General features: G+C 58.0%; 13 protein-coding genes and 2 pseudogenes. 14 read left to right on the top strand and 1 reads right to left on the bottom strand.

Annotated elements, in window-relative coordinates; all coding sequences use genetic code 11:
* The first annotated feature begins 7 nt into the window (after window positions 1-7).
* Window positions 8-1,141, top strand: coding sequence for an FAD-dependent oxidoreductase (locus tag AB4O23_RS22180; RefSeq protein ID WP_460060591.1), 1,134 nt, complete (start codon window positions 8-10; stop codon window positions 1,139-1,141).
* A gap of 44 nt (window positions 1,142-1,185) precedes the next feature.
* Here AB4O23_RS22180 and AB4O23_RS22175 read toward each other — a convergent pair whose 3' ends face one another.
* Entirely contained in the window at window positions 1,186-1,920 is a 735-nt protein-coding gene (locus AB4O23_RS22175; protein ID WP_042727883.1) for an EthD domain-containing protein, read from the bottom strand.
* 429 nt (window positions 1,921-2,349) lie between these two features.
* Here AB4O23_RS22175 and AB4O23_RS22170 point away from each other — a divergent pair, with 429 nt between their 5' ends.
* The 13 genes and pseudogenes from AB4O23_RS22170 (at window position 2,350) to AB4O23_RS22110 (ending at window position 18,770) form a co-directional block, all read left to right on the top strand.
* Entirely contained in the window at window positions 2,350-3,177 is an 828-nt protein-coding gene (locus AB4O23_RS22170) for a helix-turn-helix domain-containing protein (protein ID WP_042727882.1), read from the top strand.
* A 223-nt stretch (window positions 3,178-3,400) separates the two neighbouring features.
* A complete protein-coding gene (locus tag AB4O23_RS22165) occupies window positions 3,401-4,945 on the top strand; it encodes an ABC transporter substrate-binding protein (RefSeq protein WP_042727881.1) in 1,545 nt (514 codons plus the stop codon).
* 201 nt (window positions 4,946-5,146) lie between these two features.
* On the top strand, window positions 5,147-6,130 hold the full coding sequence (locus AB4O23_RS22160) for an ABC transporter permease (protein ID WP_241665018.1): 984 nt from the start codon (window positions 5,147-5,149) through the stop codon (window positions 6,128-6,130).
* Window positions 6,127-7,011 carry an ABC transporter permease gene (locus AB4O23_RS22155; RefSeq protein ID WP_460150263.1) on the top strand — a complete coding sequence of 295 codons (885 nt, stop codon included), beginning with the start codon at window positions 6,127-6,129 and terminating at the stop codon, window positions 7,009-7,011. The genes AB4O23_RS22160 and AB4O23_RS22155 overlap by 4 nt, the downstream gene beginning before the upstream one ends.
* Window positions 7,011-8,042, top strand: a complete 1,032-nt coding sequence (locus AB4O23_RS22150) for an ABC transporter ATP-binding protein (RefSeq protein ID WP_135196836.1) — start codon at window positions 7,011-7,013, stop codon at window positions 8,040-8,042. Before AB4O23_RS22155 ends, AB4O23_RS22150 begins: the two co-directional genes overlap by 1 nt.
* Window positions 8,043-8,067: 25 nt before the next feature.
* Window positions 8,068-9,024, top strand: coding sequence for an ABC transporter ATP-binding protein (locus AB4O23_RS22145; protein WP_135196835.1), 957 nt, complete (start codon window positions 8,068-8,070; stop codon window positions 9,022-9,024).
* Window positions 9,025-9,029: 5 nt separating this feature from the next.
* Entirely contained in the window at window positions 9,030-10,268 is a 1,239-nt protein-coding gene (locus AB4O23_RS22140; RefSeq protein WP_052497342.1) for a serine hydrolase domain-containing protein, read from the top strand.
* A 166-nt stretch (window positions 10,269-10,434) separates the two neighbouring features.
* A complete protein-coding gene (locus AB4O23_RS22135) occupies window positions 10,435-11,616 on the top strand; it encodes a hypothetical protein (protein ID WP_137220214.1) in 1,182 nt (393 codons plus the stop codon).
* 261 nt (window positions 11,617-11,877) lie between these two features.
* A complete protein-coding gene (locus tag AB4O23_RS22130; protein WP_042727875.1) occupies window positions 11,878-13,251 on the top strand; it encodes an aspartate aminotransferase family protein in 1,374 nt (457 codons plus the stop codon).
* Between the two features lie 679 nt (window positions 13,252-13,930).
* A complete protein-coding gene (locus tag AB4O23_RS22125) occupies window positions 13,931-15,031 on the top strand; it encodes a substrate-binding domain-containing protein (RefSeq protein WP_460069164.1) in 1,101 nt (366 codons plus the stop codon).
* A gap of 19 nt (window positions 15,032-15,050) precedes the next feature.
* Window positions 15,051-17,327: pseudogene (locus AB4O23_RS22120) on the top strand (sensor histidine kinase); the annotation flags it as partial.
* Window positions 17,319-17,909 (top strand): annotated as a pseudogene (locus AB4O23_RS22115) (response regulator transcription factor); the annotation flags it as partial. The pseudogenes AB4O23_RS22120 and AB4O23_RS22115, both read left to right, overlap by 9 nt.
* Window positions 17,910-18,770: a sensor histidine kinase gene (locus tag AB4O23_RS22110; RefSeq protein WP_370737732.1), complete on the top strand. Its 861-nt coding sequence runs from the start codon at window positions 17,910-17,912 to the stop codon at window positions 18,768-18,770.
* Window position 18,771 lies beyond the last annotated feature (1 nt).

Raw genomic sequence — 18,771 nt, 5'->3', positions numbered from 1 at the left:
GAGCGTGATGATTGCAGCAGTCAACAAGGTCCTGGTGATCGGGGGAGGGTTCTCCGGTATGACCGCGGCTATCCAGCTCGCCCGCCAGGGCATCGAAGTGGACCTCGTCGAAATCGATCCATTGTGGTGTCCTTTGGGAGCGGGGATTACGCTCAGTGGGCCCACGCTGCGAGCGCTTGATACGGTTGGGATTTTGGAAAGGGTCGCCGGGGAAGGGTACCTGTCGACCAATTTCGATGTGTTTTCACCGGTGGGCGACCTGATCGTGCAATTGGCGCTTCGACCGCCGGTCAGCGATAAGCCGATTCCCTGTGGTGGCGGCATCCTGCGCCCGGTACTGGCTCGAATATTTGCCGACAGGACGCGGGAAGTGGGGACCCGTGTGCGCCTGGGCATCACCTACGACAGCGTCATCGAGCTTGATGATGGCATTGATGTGTCTTTCACCGACGGGACCACTGAACGCTATGACCTGGTCGTCGCCGCTGACGGCGTGCATTCGCGCACGCGAAAGGAGTTTTTCCCGGAAGCACCCTCGCCAAAACCCATTCATCAGAGCGTCTGGCGCGCGGTGCTGAAGCGTCCGCCGGAAATCGTGCGCCCCACTCATTGGCTGGGTAGCACCAAGGTTGGCGTCAATCCAATCTCCGAAACGCACATGTACATGTTCCTCATGGAAAGCCGCGAGTTTTCCGAGTGGATCGACCCGGCCAGTTGGCCGGGTGAAATGGCGCGCCTGTTGAGTGAGTTCCCAGCCCCGATCCTGCAAACGCTGGTGCCGCAACTGTACGAGGCGGACGCCAATATCGACTATCGTCCGCTGTCCAATCTGTTGGTGCCGTTGCCCTGGCACAAGGGCCGAATCGTGCTGATCGGAGACACGGTGCATGCCACCACACCGCACCTGGCTTCCGGGGCTGGCATCGGTATTGAGAGCGCCATCGTGCTTGCCGAAGAGTTGCTCGGCAATAGCAATCTACAGACGGCCCTGAGCCGGTTCGAAACGCGGCGCTGGGAGCGTTGCCAACTCGTGGTCGAGAACTCCGCGCGTCTGTGCGAGATAGAGAAAAGTGGCGGGGACAAGGAAGAGCATGCGCAGATCATGCGTGAGTCCACTGCGACGCTGGCTGAGCCTATCTGATTGATTGCGACCCTGCTGGATGAGAAGGGTCGCGCTTCTGGTCGTTAGGAGCAGTGATCGAAAATAACGACCTCTTTGACGTAAGCGAAAAAAGACGCCGACGTCAGCGCCACGCCGTCCTCGGCAAGTTTTTGAAACAGCGCTCGCTGATACTGCCGAAAGGTCGAAAAATCCGCTTCATTTTCAAACCACAGGCTAGAGGCGCCTTCGTATACGGCGATGTTTGGCCCGAAATAGGCCGTCACCTTGTCACCCTCGGGCAGATACCGGGAGCGAACATACCGGCGTAGGGCGTTCTGGAAGTCGGGCTGTTCGCGGGTAATGCTCTCGTGAGCTGCGTCCCAAGCGTCGAAAAAACGATCGAGCGCCATGGATGGATTTTTCTTCAGCAGGATCATCACTTTCCATGGGAGAGGCGCTGTAGCGGTGCTAGCCGTCTCCGCTTCATCCATCAATTGAGCGAGCTGCTCGGAAAGGTCAGCGAAGTTCTTTGCATCAGGGCCCACGGTTTGCTGGGTATAGGGATCGCTGAAGGTGCGAATCAAGCCTGGCACGTCTTCAAAAAACAGCTCCGTAATGGAGTCTTTGTGGAAGGACTGTGCGTAGGCACTGTCGGCGTCAACCCCGAAAGCCGCGTCGATGACATGGTTCTGCACGTACCGTTTGACGCCTAACGGTTTGGCTTTAGCGATTTCTCCGTGGGTGTGCTCTACATAGTTTATAAACTCGGCATGCGTCATTCCTGGTTTTCTGCGTACAGCGGCTAGGATTTTGATCATGAGGCGTTCTCGCTATTGGCAGGGTTAACGGATCTTTGACTTAAATGCACTTTAGTGCGTCGTTATTCATCTGATTGTTTTTCAACACCCAAATATAAGGCCGTGGATATCCCGCAAACCAATCGGTATTCGTGCTGGTAGGTATCGCGCAAAAACATGGTCAAAGGCGGGACGATGCAGACCAGGGGGCGTGACGCAAAGCAAAGGCGTGTTACTGACGACGGTTTACTGCTTTGTTGTCAGTTGGAGCATTCTCAACGTGATCAAACAAACACCGTGGCGTGTATTTGTTGGATACTCCTCCGACCAGGCGCTATGGTCGGGCTGATGCTCGGACGAATCACGGGTTGGCAAGGCCAAGCTCTGAGGCCCTGATCCAAGCGACGATCAGTCCAGTGTGTTGTCAATGGTGGCGTTAGGAATATTTTAATGGTGAGTTCCAATTCACCCCGGTCGATGCAGGATTTCAGTCAAAACCTGCGCCTTCTCTGCGGGTACTATAAGTCGGTGGCGATGGTGTGCCGCTCCCTCGATATCAACCGCCAGCAGTTCAACAAATACTTGGGCGCGCAGGCGGCTCCCTCGCTCTTCACCCTTCGTAAGATATGCGCCTTTTTTGGGGTAGATGAGGACGAGATCTTCTCCGAACATGAGTCCTTCCGGGCTTTGCTCAGCAGGCAGCGCGCGGCGCGCGAGCCGGACAGCGCGGTACCGGCCGATTTTTTTCCAAGCTCCGCACAGGCGCTGTCGAAGTATCAGGGTTACTACTTTGTCTATTTGATGTCGCCCTCCGGGTCTGGCGAAGTCATTAAGTCGATTACCCGCTTGTCCCGTTCCGGCAACAAGATCCTCAGCAAAACCTACGAACGAATGAGGTTAGGTGATGACCAACTGAAGAGTTTTGGCATCAATAAATATCGGGGGTTCTGCTTTGCTTCATCCGATTTGATTTACATCGTCGAGCGTGAGTACCTATCGTCTCGAGGCTATATCTGGTCGGCGCTTTACCCCTCCTATCGCAGTCGTTTCCGCTTTCTCAATGGCTTGGTGCTCGGCGTATCGGGCGACAATTTTCGCCGTCCTTTTGGTGCTCAGATTGTGTTTGAACATCTGGGCGAGTCGATTGATCTGCGTAACGCACTCTCCAGTTGCAGCTGCTTCCCGATTGATTCCCCTGAAATCCCCAGCGAGGTGAGGGCGCGGCTGCTGATTCGCCCATCCGAGGGTGAGTTCAACCTCGTTCCGCCGTTGTTCTGACTCAGCTTTAAAAATAGACGCTAGGTGACGCTTTCAAGCGTCATCAGGCGTTATTTTTTTAGCGCTCGCGAAATTGAGCTGGCCGTGAGGCAGATGAATAATGGGTCACACCGCTTAACAGGCAGTTTTACGAACGGCCCGTCTTGTCGTTTATTCCAGTTGGATTACTGCCTGTTTGTGCAAGTGACCCGCTGCGCCCATCATAAAAATAAGAGGAACACCGATGAACTTCAAAAGAACATTGATGGCAGGGTTGATGGTGCTGTCCGTTTCTGCACCGTTGACCAGTGGCTTGGTGTGTGCGGCAAACAATACCTTGGTTGTCGCTGATCGGGCCTCTTTCAAGGATTGGGACCCGGCCTCGGCTTTTTCGGAAGAGGTGCGAGTGCTGGGCAATATCTACGAGACACTTCTCGTCTATAACGCGCCCGGCAGTGCCGAGGAATTTTCCCCTGGGCTCGCCACGTCTTGGGAAAGCAGCGACAACGGCAAGACCTGGGCCTTCAAGCTGCGGCACGGTGTTAAATTTCATGACGGTTCGCCCTTCAACGCCGCGGCGGTCAAAAAATCCATTGACTACGTCAAAGCGCTAAAACAAGGCGCTGCGTATGTATGGAAAGCGCTGGATTCCATCGAGGTCGTCGCTGATGACACCGTGGTGCTCAAGTTCCAGAATCCCACTCCGGCCAATCTGATCGCGGCAGGTCAATACGCTGCTTATATCATTGCCCCGGCGGCGGTGGATAAGGGGCATGACTGGATGATGGCTCCCAACGCTATCGGTACCGGTCCCTATAGGCTTGGGCAGGTCGAACAGGGCCAGCAAGTGGTGCTTGAACGTTTCGATGGCTACTGGGGGGGCTGGAAAGAAGGGCAATTCGATCGGGTCATCGTGAAAGTCGTGTCCGAAGCCTCGACTCGTACCCAGATGATCAAGAATGGCGAGGCCGGTGTCGCTTGGGATATCCCTCTTGATCAGCTCAAGGTGTTGGGAGAGAACCCCGCCATCAAGGTGAGCACCGCGCCTTCGTGGAAGAACTTCCAGTTCTTGATCAATACCCAGAAGTACCCTACGGATAACGTGGCATTTCGTCAGGCGCTGCAATATCTCTGGGACTATGAAGGTGTCACCAACGATATTCTGCATGGCTACGGCAGTGTCCCCAAGGGACCTTTGCCCAGTAGCATCTGGGGGCATGCCAGCGTGCCCATGGCTTCTTACGATCTGGAGAAAGCCCGACAATTATTGGAAGCCTCTGGTGTGCCCAAGCAGGACTGGAAGGTCTCGATGCAGTACATCAGTGGCATCTATGCAAACGCCGCTGAGCTGTTCCAGGCAACGGCGTCTCAGGTTGGCGTGGAAGTGGAATTACGCCCCGGAGAGTGGGGTGTGATCTGGGATAAGGCGAAGAAGCTGGAAACTGCTCCCAACCTGCAATCCATGGCTTGGTGGCCGACGTATCCGACGCCGAGTGATTGGCTATTCAGTGAATTTCATACAGAGAAAACGACGCTGTTCAATCTGTCTCATTACAGCAATCCAAGTTTTGATCAGTTGATCGAAGAGGCGGCGGCGTTAGAAGGCAGTGATCGGGCTCAGTCCACTGAAAAGTACCAGCAGGCCCAGCAGATACTGGCGAAGGACGCCCCGGCGATCTGGTACGCAGACGTGCAGCAGATACGTGTTTCCCGCAAAGACATCAAGGGCATAGAAAAGAGCCTGAATCCGGCTTATGAGGCGATTCTCTACTACAACTTAAATCGTTGAATGCTGAGTTGTTCTCGATGAAGTTATAGGTGTAATGCCTAATTTGCCCTGTAATCCGATAGTTGGTTGATTGGCTTGGTCATTCCTCAAAAGTTAATTCGCTTTTGAGGATTTATGCTGGGCGTAAGAAGTCAGGGTCAAGTTTATTAGCCACAAAAGGTAGTATAAATGGCGAAGTATATAGCTCAGCGATTGATAGTCATGTTCTTCATTCTTTTGGGTGTGTTGACTATCACCTTCGTTTTGAGCCGAGCTCTTCCCGGTTCTCCGGTAGAGATGATGCTGGGGAACCATCCCACGACGGAGCAGATAGCCGTCGCGCGGGAAAAACTGGGGTTGGATAAACCTCTGCCTATCCAATACTTCAATTACATTGGCGATCTTCTCCAGGGTGATTTTGGCACCAGTTTGCGCACCGGGCGGCCGGTGGCGGAGGAGGTCATCAGGCGGGTAGGCGCGACGTTTGAACTGACATTCCTTGCGATGTTCTGGGTGGTGCTGCTCGGGGTGCCTATCGGTGTCATCTCGGCGGCGCGGCAGAACTCAGTGGTCGACAATGTGTCACGAGCGGGGTCCATTGCCGGGACGGCATTTCCCGTATTCATCCTGGCCATGGGCTTGCAATTGCTGTTCTACGGCAAGCTCAATTGGTTGCCCCTGCAAGGACGTATCGATGCCTCCATTCTCCTCGATAGCCCCTTCGAGCGTGTGACCGGTTTTTACTTGATCGACACGCTGCTGGCCGGCAATTTCGGAGCACTTTGGAGCTCCATCAAACACCTGGCGCTACCGGTGCTCACCCTGGTGGTCGTGACGTTAGCCACTGTCACCCGTATCACGCGCAACATGATGGTCGAGGTGCTCTCCGAAGAGTACATCCGTACGGCCGTTTCTTACGGCGTACCCAAGTGGCGTATCCATTATGCCTATGCCTTGAAGGCGACAATGATCCCGCTCCTGACCGTGGTGGGCCTGACCTTCGGCTACCTGCTTGGAGGCGCAGTCGTTGTCGAATTCGTTTTCGATTGGCCCGGTCTGGGCGGCTTCGTGGTGTTTTCGATTGCCCAGAATGATTTTCCCGCCGTGATGGGGGCCACCCTGGTGCTGGCCACGACCTATCTGTCGATCAACCTGATTGTTGATCTGTTGTATCACCTTGTTGATCCGAGGTTGCGAGTCCAATGAGTATCCAAGACGTATCCCTGGCCATGCCCTCGCGAGCCCCCTCATGGCGCATCAAGGCCCTGGCGTTTGCCTGCGATAACAAGTTGTTTGTATTCGGCGCGCTGTTATTGCTGCTGATCATCCTGGCGGCCATCTTCGCCCCCTGGCTCGCGCCTTATGAACCGAACAAGATTGTCTTTTCCCAAAAATTAATGGCGCCCAACTGGGCACACTGGATGGGCACGGACGAGTTTGGTCGCGACATTCTTTCTCGGGTGCTTTATGGCGCACGCACCTCGCTGATCATTGGAGTGAGCGTGACGTTGATCGCGATGCTGATCGGAATTCCGATCGGGCTTGTTTCCGGCTACTTCGGCGGTCGAATCGATACGCTGCTGATGCGCGTCTCAGACGTGTTTCTGGCCTTTCCACCGCTGTTGTTGCCGATCGCTATTACCGCTGCGCTGGGATCGGGCTTGACCAACGCCATGCTGGCGCTCGCAATCTCGTGGTTCCCTTGGTACGCGAGGATCATGCGTGGCGCGGTAGTACGGGTTCGCTCGGAGACCTATATCCATGCCGCTCGTTCCATGGGCGTCAGTCACTGCCGCATCTTGCTTCGCCATGTACTGCCCAATTCCACCACACCGTTGATCGTGCAGGGCTCCATGGACTTTGGCTACACCATTCTCGCTGCTGCCTCGCTGAGCTTTATCGGGCTGGGGGCCAAACCGCCCATGGTGGAGTGGGGGCTGATGGCCGCGGCGTCGCGCTCGCAATTGCTCGAAAATCCCTGGACGGTGCTGTTTCCCGGCGTGGCGATTTTTGTCCTGGTGCTGGCCGTCAACCTGGTGGGTGATGGGCTGCGCGATGTGCTCGATCCAAAGAAGGGGACGCGCTGATGATTAACGAATCCTTGCAACCTTCTACGCTCGAACAGCTCGCCGCTTCGAATAACGATGCAGCTCAAGACCTGGTGCTGGAAGTGGAAGGGCTGACGGTGTCTTTCCCAGGTTTGTTCAAAACCGTGAAGGCCGTACGCGGCATCGACCTCAAGGTCAGGCGCGGTGAGATCCTCGGGTTGGTCGGGGAGTCGGGCTCGGGCAAGTCCATGACGGCCATGTCCTGCTTGGGATTGATGCCTGAGGCCGCTCGGCTGGGCGGCAGTGTCAAGGTCGCCGGACAGCAGGTCAACGGTGCGTCGGCATCGCAGTTGGCGGATTTGCGCGGCGGCGGTGCTGCGATGATCTTCCAGAATCCGATGAAAGCGCTCAACCCGTTCTTCACGGTCGGCCGGCAGATGTTCGATGTCATCGGCTGCCATCGGCAATTGAGTAAGTCACAAGTCCGCGCTGAGGCGCTGAGCTCGCTGGAAGCGGTGAGTATGCCCGATCCTTCTCTGACGTTAGCCAAGTATCCGCACCAGATGTCTGGCGGCCAGTTGCAGCGCGTGGTGATTGCGATGGCGCTGGCTTGTCGACCAAAACTGCTGATCGCCGATGAACCGACCACGGCGCTGGACGTCACCGTGCAGGCACAGATCATCGCCCTGTTGCGCAAACTGGCGCAGGAGCAGGACCTGGCGATTCTGTTTATCACCCACAACCTTGGCGTGGTGGCTTCGCTCTGTGATCGGGTGGCCGTGATGTACGCCGGCGAAGTGGTGGAGAGCGGTCCGGTGGGCCAGGTGTTCAAGCGACCTGCGCATCCTTACACCCTGAAATTGATGGGCACCGTGCCAAGGTTGGGGCAGGGGTCTCAGCCCCTGGGCTTCATCCCTGGGCAGGTGCCGAACATGGCGGCACCCCCGCCTGGCTGTGCCTTTAACCCGCGTTGTGAACGCGCCACCGGGGGATGCGTCCAGGCTGCACCGAGGGTGGAGATCGGCAAGGACCACTGGGCGGCTTGCCACAACACGTTGGTCAAGGTGTGAGGCTTCTTTGAAAGGTAAAACGGCTATGAATAACAACAAACAGCCCGTACTGCTGAGCGTCACTCAGCTTCACAAGACCTACGCCAGCCGTGACGGCCTGGTGACCGCCATCGACCACATCAGCCTGGAGGTGCAGGCCGGTGAGACGGTCGCGCTGGTGGGGGAATCCGGTTGTGGCAAAAGTACGGTTGCCGCGACCTTGCTCGGTCTGCTGCCAGCCGACAGTGGGCAGATTCTGGTCGAAGGTCGGCCGCTGCCGACTGATGCCAGGGCGCGGGGCAGAAGCTTGAGCATGGTGTTCCAGAATCCCTACGCCTCGCTGAATCCAAAAATGACAATCAAGGCGATTGTTGCCGAGCCGCTGAAGGTTGCCTTTGGTTTACGCGGCAGCGCCTTGCACGCGCGCATCCTTTCGCTGTTGGGAAATGTTGGAATGGGCGAGGAACACATGGAGCGCTATCCCCATGAATTTTCTGGAGGCCAGTTGCAGCGTATCGCTATCGCCCGGGCCTTGGCGCTGGAGTCTAAACTGCTGATCCTTGATGAGCCTACGGCGGCGCTCGACGTGTCGGTCCAGGCCCAAGTGCTGCAATTGCTCAAGACGCTGCAGACCGATAATGGACTGAGCTACCTGTTTATCAGCCACGATCTCGCGACGGTCGAGTACCTGGCGCAGCAGGTGCTGGTGATGTACTTGGGGCGCATCGTCGAGGCCGGGCCTGTGGGGCAGGTGTTCGGTCGACCGCGTCATCCCTACACCCGTGCTCTGCTCGATTCAGTGCCCTCCATCGACCCGGAACGCCGTGACCAGTTGCAAATCCTCAGCGGCGAGATCCCGAGCCCCTTGAACAGGCCTACCGGGTGCCATTTCGCGCCCCGTTGCCCGAGGGCTAGCGATCGTTGTCGCCGAGAGGTGCCAGCCGAGATCGAGGATCACGGCCACCGCTTTTCTTGCCACCACCCTCTGAACGATGAGAACTGACCCCTATGTACAATAAAAACGACATGACCGCTCCTGGTATTGGTTATCAGGACCTAAGGCTGATGCAGGGCTATCCGCCACCCCAGGAAAAGCAAGTCCGTCAGCATAATTGGGACAGTCCGCCGTATAACCGTTGGTCTTTCCAGCATATGAGCCAGCTGTTTCCGGTGGCAGCCATTCATCGCGGTCCCGGACCGGTCAGTGAATTCAAGCGCAATGAACGCTCCCTGGACAATGTCACGTTCCAGCGGGTCGACGGCGGACAAACCGATCTGGCGACCTTCCTCACCGATAGCTACACCGATGGTTTCTTGGTGCTGCATCAAGGCAAGGTGGTTTCCGAGCAGTATTTCAACGGTATGCAGCCGCACACGTTGCATCTGTTGCAATCGGTATCCAAGACCGTCGTCGGCAGCCTGGTCGGCAGGTTGATAGGCCAGGGCAAAATCGATCCCCAAGCGCATGTCAGCCACTATGTGCCCGAGCTGTCGGCAAGCGGCTACGGCGACGCCCGCGTGCAGGATCTGCTGGATATGCGAACGGGCGTGAGATTCAGGGAGGACTACACCGATCCAGATGCTGAATTCATCCAGTTGGATATCGCCTCGGGTTGGCGTGAACGGGGAGAGCGAGAGTCTCCTGACAGCATTTACGGTTTGTTGAAATCGCTGAGTAAAGATCGTGAGCATGATCAGTTCTTCGAGTATCGCTCGGTGGATACCGACATGTTGGCCTGGGTCTGTGAGCGGGCCTGCGGCGAGCGGCTCCCCGTTTTGCTGAGTCGGGAGATCTGGTCAAGACTAGGGGCAGAGCAAGACGCGAATATCACCCTCGATTGTGTTGGAACTGCATTGGCCGACGGCGGGATGAGCGCCACGCTGCGTGATCTCGGGCGTTTTGCCCAGATGTATTTGCAGGGTGGACATTTCAATAGCCAGCAGATCGTCCCAGAGACGTTTGTGCGTGCATGCGGACGTGGTTCCACACCCGCTTTTGAAGTCCTATACGGCTACTACACCAAGCACTTTCCGACCGCGGCTTACAGTAATCAGTGCTGGGTATTGGACAGTGAGCAAGGCACCTACTCGGCGCGCGGAGTATTTGGTCAGAGTATCTATTGGGATCCGGCTGCTGAAGTGGCGATCGTAAAGCTTTCCAGCTGGCCGGACTTCATCAATCCGGAGTGGACGTTGGATACCTTCCGTGCTTGTGCCGCTGTAGTTGAAGAACTTCAACGCAACTGACGCCGAAGTTTAAACGACTGCGGCTTCTTAAACAGCGTTTAGCCCGCTAGCACCTGGACGCTGTTCCAGCTTCAGTCTCGGCGGGCCATACCTATTTCATCCAGACCGCGCTTTGCCGTGGCCGGGATGGTTGTTGCCAAAAATAAAACTTAAAGACGGAGCGACCATGAAATTGAACACCACTCGGGCCTTGCGCTCATTGATCCCGCTGGCGCTGTCGGGTGCACTTTCCATCCACGCGCAGGCGGTCCAGGTCACCGACAATCTCGATCTCGGTGGCGCTGTCCGGGCGCGTTGGGACTATGACCCGGATCGCGATATCCAGAAGTTCAACTTTGATACCGTGATCCTTTCCGCCAAGTATAACTCCGACACTTGGATCGGCCAGGTCAAGTACCGTTTCTACGGCCGAGCCTACCCTTACCAGTACACAGAAAACGTCGGGGACGTCCAGTTCGCCGAGTTCGCCTGGATCGGCTACAAGTTCAACCCCGACCAGCAGGTCCAAGTCGGCCTGAACCAAGTACCGTTCGGTTTGCAGCCGTACTTCGGCAGCACGTTTTATCAAACCCTGGGCAACGTCGTGGGGCTGGAAGACTTGGAAGAACTGGGCGCAAAGTACATCCAGCAAAGCGGTGACTGGAACATCCAGGCTGGGTACTACCTTCGCCCGGCCTCGCAGGGCAAAGGTACGAGTAAGGGGGAAACCTACTCCAGCGTTGTCTCTGAAGCGGACAGCTATGTCATCGACAGCAGCAACAACCAGGAACGCAACACCTTGGTACTGCGGGTGGCCAAGGCGCTGGACCTGGGGCCGTGGAAGTCCGAAGTCGGGATTTCTGGCCTGACCTCATCCCTGGAGAACCGCGACACCAACAACGACGGCCGGCGCAATGCCGTGGCGGTGCACTACATCGGTAAAAACGGACCATGGGGCGTGCAACTGCAAGCTGCGCGACAGCAGATGTCACCGCGCAACCCCGGCACTGATGAACTGGTGACTTTCGGCGGTTACGACGCCACTTACAACGTCGCCAGTCGCGGCAACTTGTACGTGGCGGATGTGAGCTACGACGTTGGCGGCAAGTACCTGTTCGATCAGATCAGCGGTGTGCAGCTGTACGCCAACTACAGCGCCTTCGATAAATCCGCAGACGATTTCAAGACCTCGCAACGGATGATTTTCGGCACCTCGTTCTCCCTCAGCAAACTGTGGATCGCCACGGAATGGTTGTACGGCAAGAATGATCCGGTCATCGGTGGCAGCAGCCTCACCCAGAGTCTGGGGGCTGGTGGTAGTGATCAGTGGGAAAACCAGTTGTACATGAACATCGGTTATTACTTCTGATCCGGATTTTTGGCAACAACCCTAAAGTCCTTTCCCCGAGCGGGCTCGCCCACAGGTTTAGCGCACAACCTGTAGGCGAGCCTGAATTGGTCAAGTAAGTCCGGACACCGATTACGGTGTTTATGCCGCTTTTTACTCCATGGCTATTGGCGACAGTTAGCTGTTGTAGCTGTGGAGCCTGGTGCGGTTGCCTGGGTATTTAATTTGGGTTTCTACACAGCCCTTGGTTTAACGAATCCTCTTTCACTTCGAGGTAAAATCATGACGGATTTGCTTGCACAAAAAGATGTTGAAAATCACCTCCACCCTTATACGGATGCTCGACTTCATGAAGCGGATGGCCCCCTCATCATCGAGCGTGGAGAAGGAGTTCATGTATATGACAACCAAAATAAGCGATACATCGAGGCGATGTCAGGGCTATGGAGTGTAGCGCTTGGTTTCAGCAACCAACGGCTGATAGAGGCTGCCGAAAAGCAACTACGTACACTACCGTTCTATCACGTGTTTTCCAGTAAGGCACACCGTCCCAGCATTGAGCTCGCCGAAAAATTGGTGGAGATGGCTCCGGTGCCGATGAGCAAAGTGTTTTTCACCAACTCCGGCTCTGAGGCAAACGACACGGTAGTTAAGCTTTTGTGGTACCGGAACAATGCTCTGGGCAACCCCGCCAAGAAAAAGTTCATCAGTCGGCAGAACGCATATCACGGTACCACTACCATAAGTGCGAGCCTCACTGGGCTGCCGGCAAATCAGCGCGGTTTTGACGTTCCCCTGCCGGGCTTCCTGCATGTCAGCTGCCCGCACTTTTACCGATATGGTCGAGCGGGTGAAACAGAAGAGCAGTTCGCCGATCGCCTCGCCCGAGAACTGGATGATCTGATCATCAAGGAAGGCCCTGAGACGGTCGCAGCGTTTTATGGCGAACCGCTGATGGGCGCAGGGGGGGTGATCGTTCCGCCGAAAACTTACTGGGAAAAGATCCAGAAGGTGTGCCGCAAGCATGACGTCTTGATTGTCGCGGACGAGGTCATCTGCGGTTTCGGTCGAACCGGCAATATGTTCGGTTGCGAAACTTTTGATATCAAACCAGACGTCATGGTTGTATCCAAACAGCTGTCGTCCTCCTATCAGCCCATTGCAGCCATATTGATTAACGATGCCGTTTACCAAGGTATTGCCGACCAGAGCCAGTCGATTGGCACCTTAGGTCATGGCTTCACTGGTAGCGGGCACCCGGTAGCTACTGCAGTCGCCCTAGAGAATCTTAAAATTATCGAAGAGGAGGGCCTGGTTCAGCATGCTGCTGAAATGGGGATTATCCTTCGCAAAGGGCTTCAGCAGTTTGCTGATCATTCAATGGTTGGGGAGGTTCGTGGTGTGGGGTTGATTGCTGCCGTTGAGTTGGTAGCCGACCGGCACACAAAAGAGCCTTTTGAGGCTGTTGGCAGACTCGGGCGGTATCTGTCCTCTCAGGCCCAGGAGCGCGGAATGATCAACCGAGTCATGGGAGATGCATTGGCATTCTGTCCTCCGTTGATCTCAACGGAGAAGGATATAAATGAAATCCTTGGAGTTTTTGCGGCTTCTTTGGATGCGACACAGCACTGGTACCTCAAACACGCTGCACAGTAGTTAACGCCGCTCACTACAGGCAGAGCCGGAATGTGGAGTCCTCCGGCCTGCCGCTTCGTGCTCGCTTTAGGACTCGTCTCGAATTGGTCCTACGCAATTGATACCGTCGGCCGGACGACTGCTCTTCCGAGTGGCTGTAGGTAGAGCTCGCTAGCATGGCTTGGAGTCATCTTTTTTTGCTCTTGATACACCCTGAAAACAAGTCCAGAATCAAGTCTTTTCCGCCCCGGCAAGAAAAGAAACCCCTTAGATTTCAACGAGTCGGACGCCAGATAAGAGTCTCGTTTCCCGCTCCAAGATTCAGAAAAAAAGCCACTCAGATGAGTGGCTTTTTTTTGTGCCTGAAAATTGCTTTCGCCCATGCCTACAGGTCTTTCCGGCCCATGCTGTGTAAAAACGCAGTTCCAGAATGCATGGCACGCCAGCACCGACCCCCAAAATCCGCAGGGTCTGCGCGCAGTGGGCATGTTAAGACTATGCTAATCGCCACTGCAGGCCATGTACTGGTTTGAGTTGTCGTCCGCCAAGGAAAGGAGTCTGTACGTGTCTGGTTCTTCATACCCGGTTCTATTGTCGCAATGGCCTCATGAGCCGTCCGGCCCGCCGAAGAAGCGTTGGCCGGCAGCGCCGCAGTGGCCTCACCCACAGGCAGTCAATCCCAGGCACGATGGAGATCGGTATGAAGGCTGACCCGATCTACACAATCCTCTGGCGCTTCGCCGCCTGCATGGGCGGGTTGCTGATGATTGCCGCCAGTCCGGCCCACGCTGCCGACAGCGGTATCGCCGGCGGCCCGACCGCAAGCCATAGCATTGCCTTCAGCAATTCATACGCGGGCAGCGATTTTCGTAAGGTGATGGTGCGCAATTGGCAGGAGATAGCAGCGCAAGCGCAAAAGGAGGGTTTGATCCGTGAGGCGCCGGTGGTCAGTGCCAATAATTCGGCGTCGGAACAAGCGGCCCATATCCAGGACTTGATCGTCAGGGGCGTCGACGCCATCGTCATCCTGGCCGCGTCCGACACGGCGCTCGATGGGGTGATCCGCGATGCGTGTAACGCCGGCATCGTGGTGGTGGTCATGGCCAGCCTGGTCACCGAAGGCTGCGTCTATACCGTGGACTACAACTGGTCCGCCATGGGCCGCATAGAAGTTGATTACATTGCCAAGCGCCTCAAGGGTAACGGCACGCTGCTGGAGATCCGCGGCATTGCTGGTGATGCCACCGATAAAAATATCAGCGACGGCATTCGCCAGGCCGCCAGTGAGTATCCGGGCCTGAAGTTCGCCAAGACCGTGTACGGGAACTGGACAGGCGCTGTGGCGCGCAAGGAGGTGGCGCTGGCGCTGCCGTCGCTGCCCGGCATTGATGCCGTCGCGACCCAGGGGGGCGACGGGTATGGCGCGGCGATGGCGTTCAAGGCGGCGGGCCGACCATTGCCGATCATCGTGATGGGTAACCGTCAGGATGAACTTGCCCTGTGGAAACAGGAACGCGACGCCAATGGCTACGAGACCGTCTCTGTTTCGGCTTCCCCCAGTGTCTCCCAAGTGGGGTTCTGGGTCGCCCAGCAGGTTCTGGCGGGCAAGCAGGTGCCCAAATTCGTCGAGGTGCCTCTGGTGCGTATCGATGCGAAAGACTTGGACGCCTGGCTTGCCGACATGCCGGTGGGGGGGGCCGCCAATCCGTTCTACAGCCAGGCTTCCGTTGCGGCAATGATCGACGCGGCCATCAACCATACGGCGCCGCCGGCGCCTTTGCCGGAGGTGATGAAGCAGTAATGGCGGGCAGGGAGCGAGGATGCGGGGCGCCATGTTGACATTCAAACCGGTCGTGGACCGGCCCATTGCCGTCAAAATTGGCCTGGCGGTCGCCGCATTGGTGTTCCTGATGCTGGCGGTTTCGCTAGTGAACCTCTACGGGCTGCGAGGCATGGTGCGCGCGGTGGATTCTGCCAGCCATTCCGCAGAAATTCTGGCGTCGGTCAACGCGGCCACCGGTCGCGTGGAAAACTTCATCGCCACCCGCGACCAGCAAAGCCTGGCCCAGGCCGAAGGCATGGTTGCGACGGCTATCGCCGGGCTCACCGCTATTCCGGTGGCCGAAGCGCAGTCGCTCAACGGCAGCCTGGAGCGGCTCGCCGCAGCGATCACGGCCTTGCGCGTGGCGAGCCTGACCATGGATGGCGAAACCGAGAACATGACCGCCCATTACGGCCGGATGCGAGAGGCAACGACCCTGGTCGAACAGGGCATCGCCGATGGGTTGAAGGGGCTCGACGCTCGCGCCGTTGAGCACAAGGCGCGGGTGAGCGACATCGACAGTGCCCACCGCATCCTCAATGTCCTGCGCAACGGCGAACGGATCATTACCGCCAATGTCGCCAGGGTGCTGGTGACCGGGGATGCGGCAGCCGCCGCTGCGGCGCATAGCGCTAGCGTCGCGCTCCAGCCCGTGGTCGAACAATTGCGCGAGGTGATGGGGGCGCCGCAGCAGAGCGAGGCCCTCGACCAGTTGGCCGCAGCGCTCGCGGCGGCTGGCGTGGCGGTTGAGCGCCTTGGCGAGGCGCCCAGGCTGCGAGGGGGCGAAGCCTTGCGGCATCTGGCCGCCGTCGCAGATGTGGCGGGACGCCTCGAGACGATGTTGGATGATGTGGATGGCGACGTCGCCCACGACGCCAGCGATATTCAGGCGGCCACCGGCTTGCTGCACAATGCCGCCGCGCTATCCAAGCGTTTCGCCGAGCGCGTGGCGACCTTGGAGGCGCAGACCTTGTCGTTTCGTCTGTCACCGTCGGCCGAGGTCGCCAAATCCGTCGTCACCCTCCTGGACGAGCTATCCCGTCTCTCTCGGGTGCTTCCATCCTCCGTGGGGCTGCAAGCCACGGCGACGCCGCTGACGGTCAGCGAACAGATTGCCGGCTATCGGGCGGCATTCGCCAGGTTCCATCAAGCGAGCAACGCCTTGAGCGACGCGCGCGACCAGGTTCGCAATGAAGCACGCAGCGCGGGCCTGTTGGTTGCTCGTTTTGCGGGCCAAGCGCGCTCCGACGCCTTGGTCCACAATGATCGCGGCATGCTGGCGACGATCATTGCGGTCGCCGTCGCTATCCTGCTGGCCGGCGCCATTGCCTGGAGCACCTCACGATTTATCGCGCAGCCCATTGTGGCCCTGGCCTCGGTCATGCGCCGGCTTGCGGCGGGCGACCTGCACGCCGAAATCGCCAGCGCCGGGCGCGGTGATGAGATTGGCATCATGACCCGCGCCGTTCGGGTGTTCCAGGAAACTGCCCTGCGCATCCGCGTGCTGGAGGCCGAGGCCGAAGCCGAACGACAGCAAGTCCAGGCCTCTTTGGAGCGCATGGTCGCCGAGCGCACCGACACCCTGCATCACCAGACCGAGGTGCTGGAGGCGCAGGCCGTCGAGCTTATTGAGGCGCGCAACCAGGCCGATACGGCCAACCAGGCGAAAAGCGATTTCGTGGCCACCGTCAGCCACGAATTGCGCACCCCCTTGACGCTCATTCTCGCGCCTCTGGAGCAGCTTTCGGCGGCGGCCACCCCGCCCGCAGACTGGCGAGTACAGATCGAGCGCGCCCAGCGCAATGCGCTGCGCTTGATGAACCGGGTGAACGACATCCTCGATTTCTCCAAGGCCGAAGCGGGCAAGTTCGAAGTGTGCCCAGCGCCCGTCGACTTGAACAAAGCAGTGGGCGTGTTGGCCGAGGATGCCGCTCTGGTGGCCGAGAGCAAAGGCTGCACCTTGACGTGCAGCATCGATCCCTCGCTGGGCACGGTGTTCCTGGACCCCCGGCACTTCGAGAAGATCCTGCTCAACCTGGTGAGCAATGCCATCAAGTTCACCCCCGCTGGCGGCACGGTGCACGTGGCAGTCACGCCGATCGATGGCGAGCGATTTGAGCTGGCGGTGCAAGACTCGGGGATTGGCATTGCTGCCGACAAACTGCCGCTGCTGTTCCAGCGTTTTTCCCAGATCGATAATTCCGCCACGCGCCACTACAGCGGCACAGGCATCGGCCTGGCGCTGGTCAAGGATCTGGTCGAATTGATGGGGGGCGAAGTCGGCGTCAACAGCGAACCCGGACGCGGCTCGTGTTTCTTCGTTCGACTGGCGCTGGGGGTTGAGAAAAACACCGTGCCGACCGACGCCGGCACGCTGCGCGAGCAGTCTTCACCGAGCGCGACAGGCTCGGCCGAGCAGCGCCAGCTGCGTTTCGACGACGGCCGCCAGGACGGTTCGACGCATGACGCAGACGACGAGCAGCTGCCGGAACACGCCTCGCGATCCAGAGTGCTGGTGGTCGACGACAGCCCGGAAATGCTCAGCTATCTGCGCGAGCTGTTGCACGACGACTACCTCGTCGCCACCGCCACGGATGGCGAACAGGCGTGGGCACTCCTGCAGCGTCGACCCATCGATGTCGTCGTTTCGGATGTGATGATGCCGCTGCTCGACGGCTTCGGCCTGACCGCCAGGATCAAAGCCAGCGCGGGTTTTGCCCATTTGCCCGTGATCCTGGTGACCGCCCGCGGCGGTAGTGATGCCTGCGTAACCGGGTTGGAAAGTGGCGCCGATGACTACCTCGCCAAACCCTTCTCGCCGCTGGAACTCAAGGCTCGCGTCCGCGCGGCGCTACGCATGAGCCAGGTACAAACCGAACTGCACGCAAAGTCCCGCCAGGCGGGCATGGCCGAAATCGCCACGGCGGTGCTGCATAACGTCGGCAACGTTCTTAACAGCGTGAACGTCTCGGCAGACCTGGTCAGCAACCAGTTGCGCGCTTCGAAAGCCCAGGGCTTGAGCAGGGTGGCTCAGTTGATGAGCGAGCACGCCAACGACCTGGGCGACTTTCTCACCCAAGACCCCAAAGGCAAGATGCTGCCCGATTACCTGGTCAAGCTGGCGCAGGCGGTGACGGCAGAGCAGCAAGGCATTGTCCAAGAGCTCGGGCAACTCACCAAGGGCATCGACCACATCAAAACCATAGTTGCGGCCCAGCAGTCCTACGCCGTTGCTGTCAGTGTCGTGGAGGCAGTCTCGGTCACGGCGCTAATCGATGATGCCTTGCGCATGAGTGCCGGCTCACTGGAGCGCCAGGGGGTAGCGGTGGTTAAGGCGATTGCCGAGTTGCCCCTGCTCTCGCTGGACCGGCACCGGGTGCTGCTGATTTTGGTGAACCTGATCGGCAATGCCAAGCACGCGTTGGAGGGCGTGGTCGATCGTAGCCCGAGCGTCACGCTCCAAGCGTGCCTGGATGACGCATCAGCACTGCGCATTTCAGTGGCCGACAACGGCAGCGGAATTACCCCGGAGCACCTGGCGCGGATTTTTTCGCATGGCTTCACCACTCGCAAAGACGGTCACGGCTTTGGTCTGCACAGCTGCGCACTCGCGGCACAGGAAATGGGGGGGCGCTTGACTGTACACAGCGACGGCGCCGGGCAGGGCGCGACGTTTACCCTGGTTATTCCCCTGGATGCTTCGCTGAGTCAGGGATAAA

The organism is Pseudomonas sp. H2_A10 (genome assembly GCF_054680085.1).
Note: the sequence above shows the minus strand (reverse complement) of the source record. Positions and strands in the feature narration are given on the sequence as shown.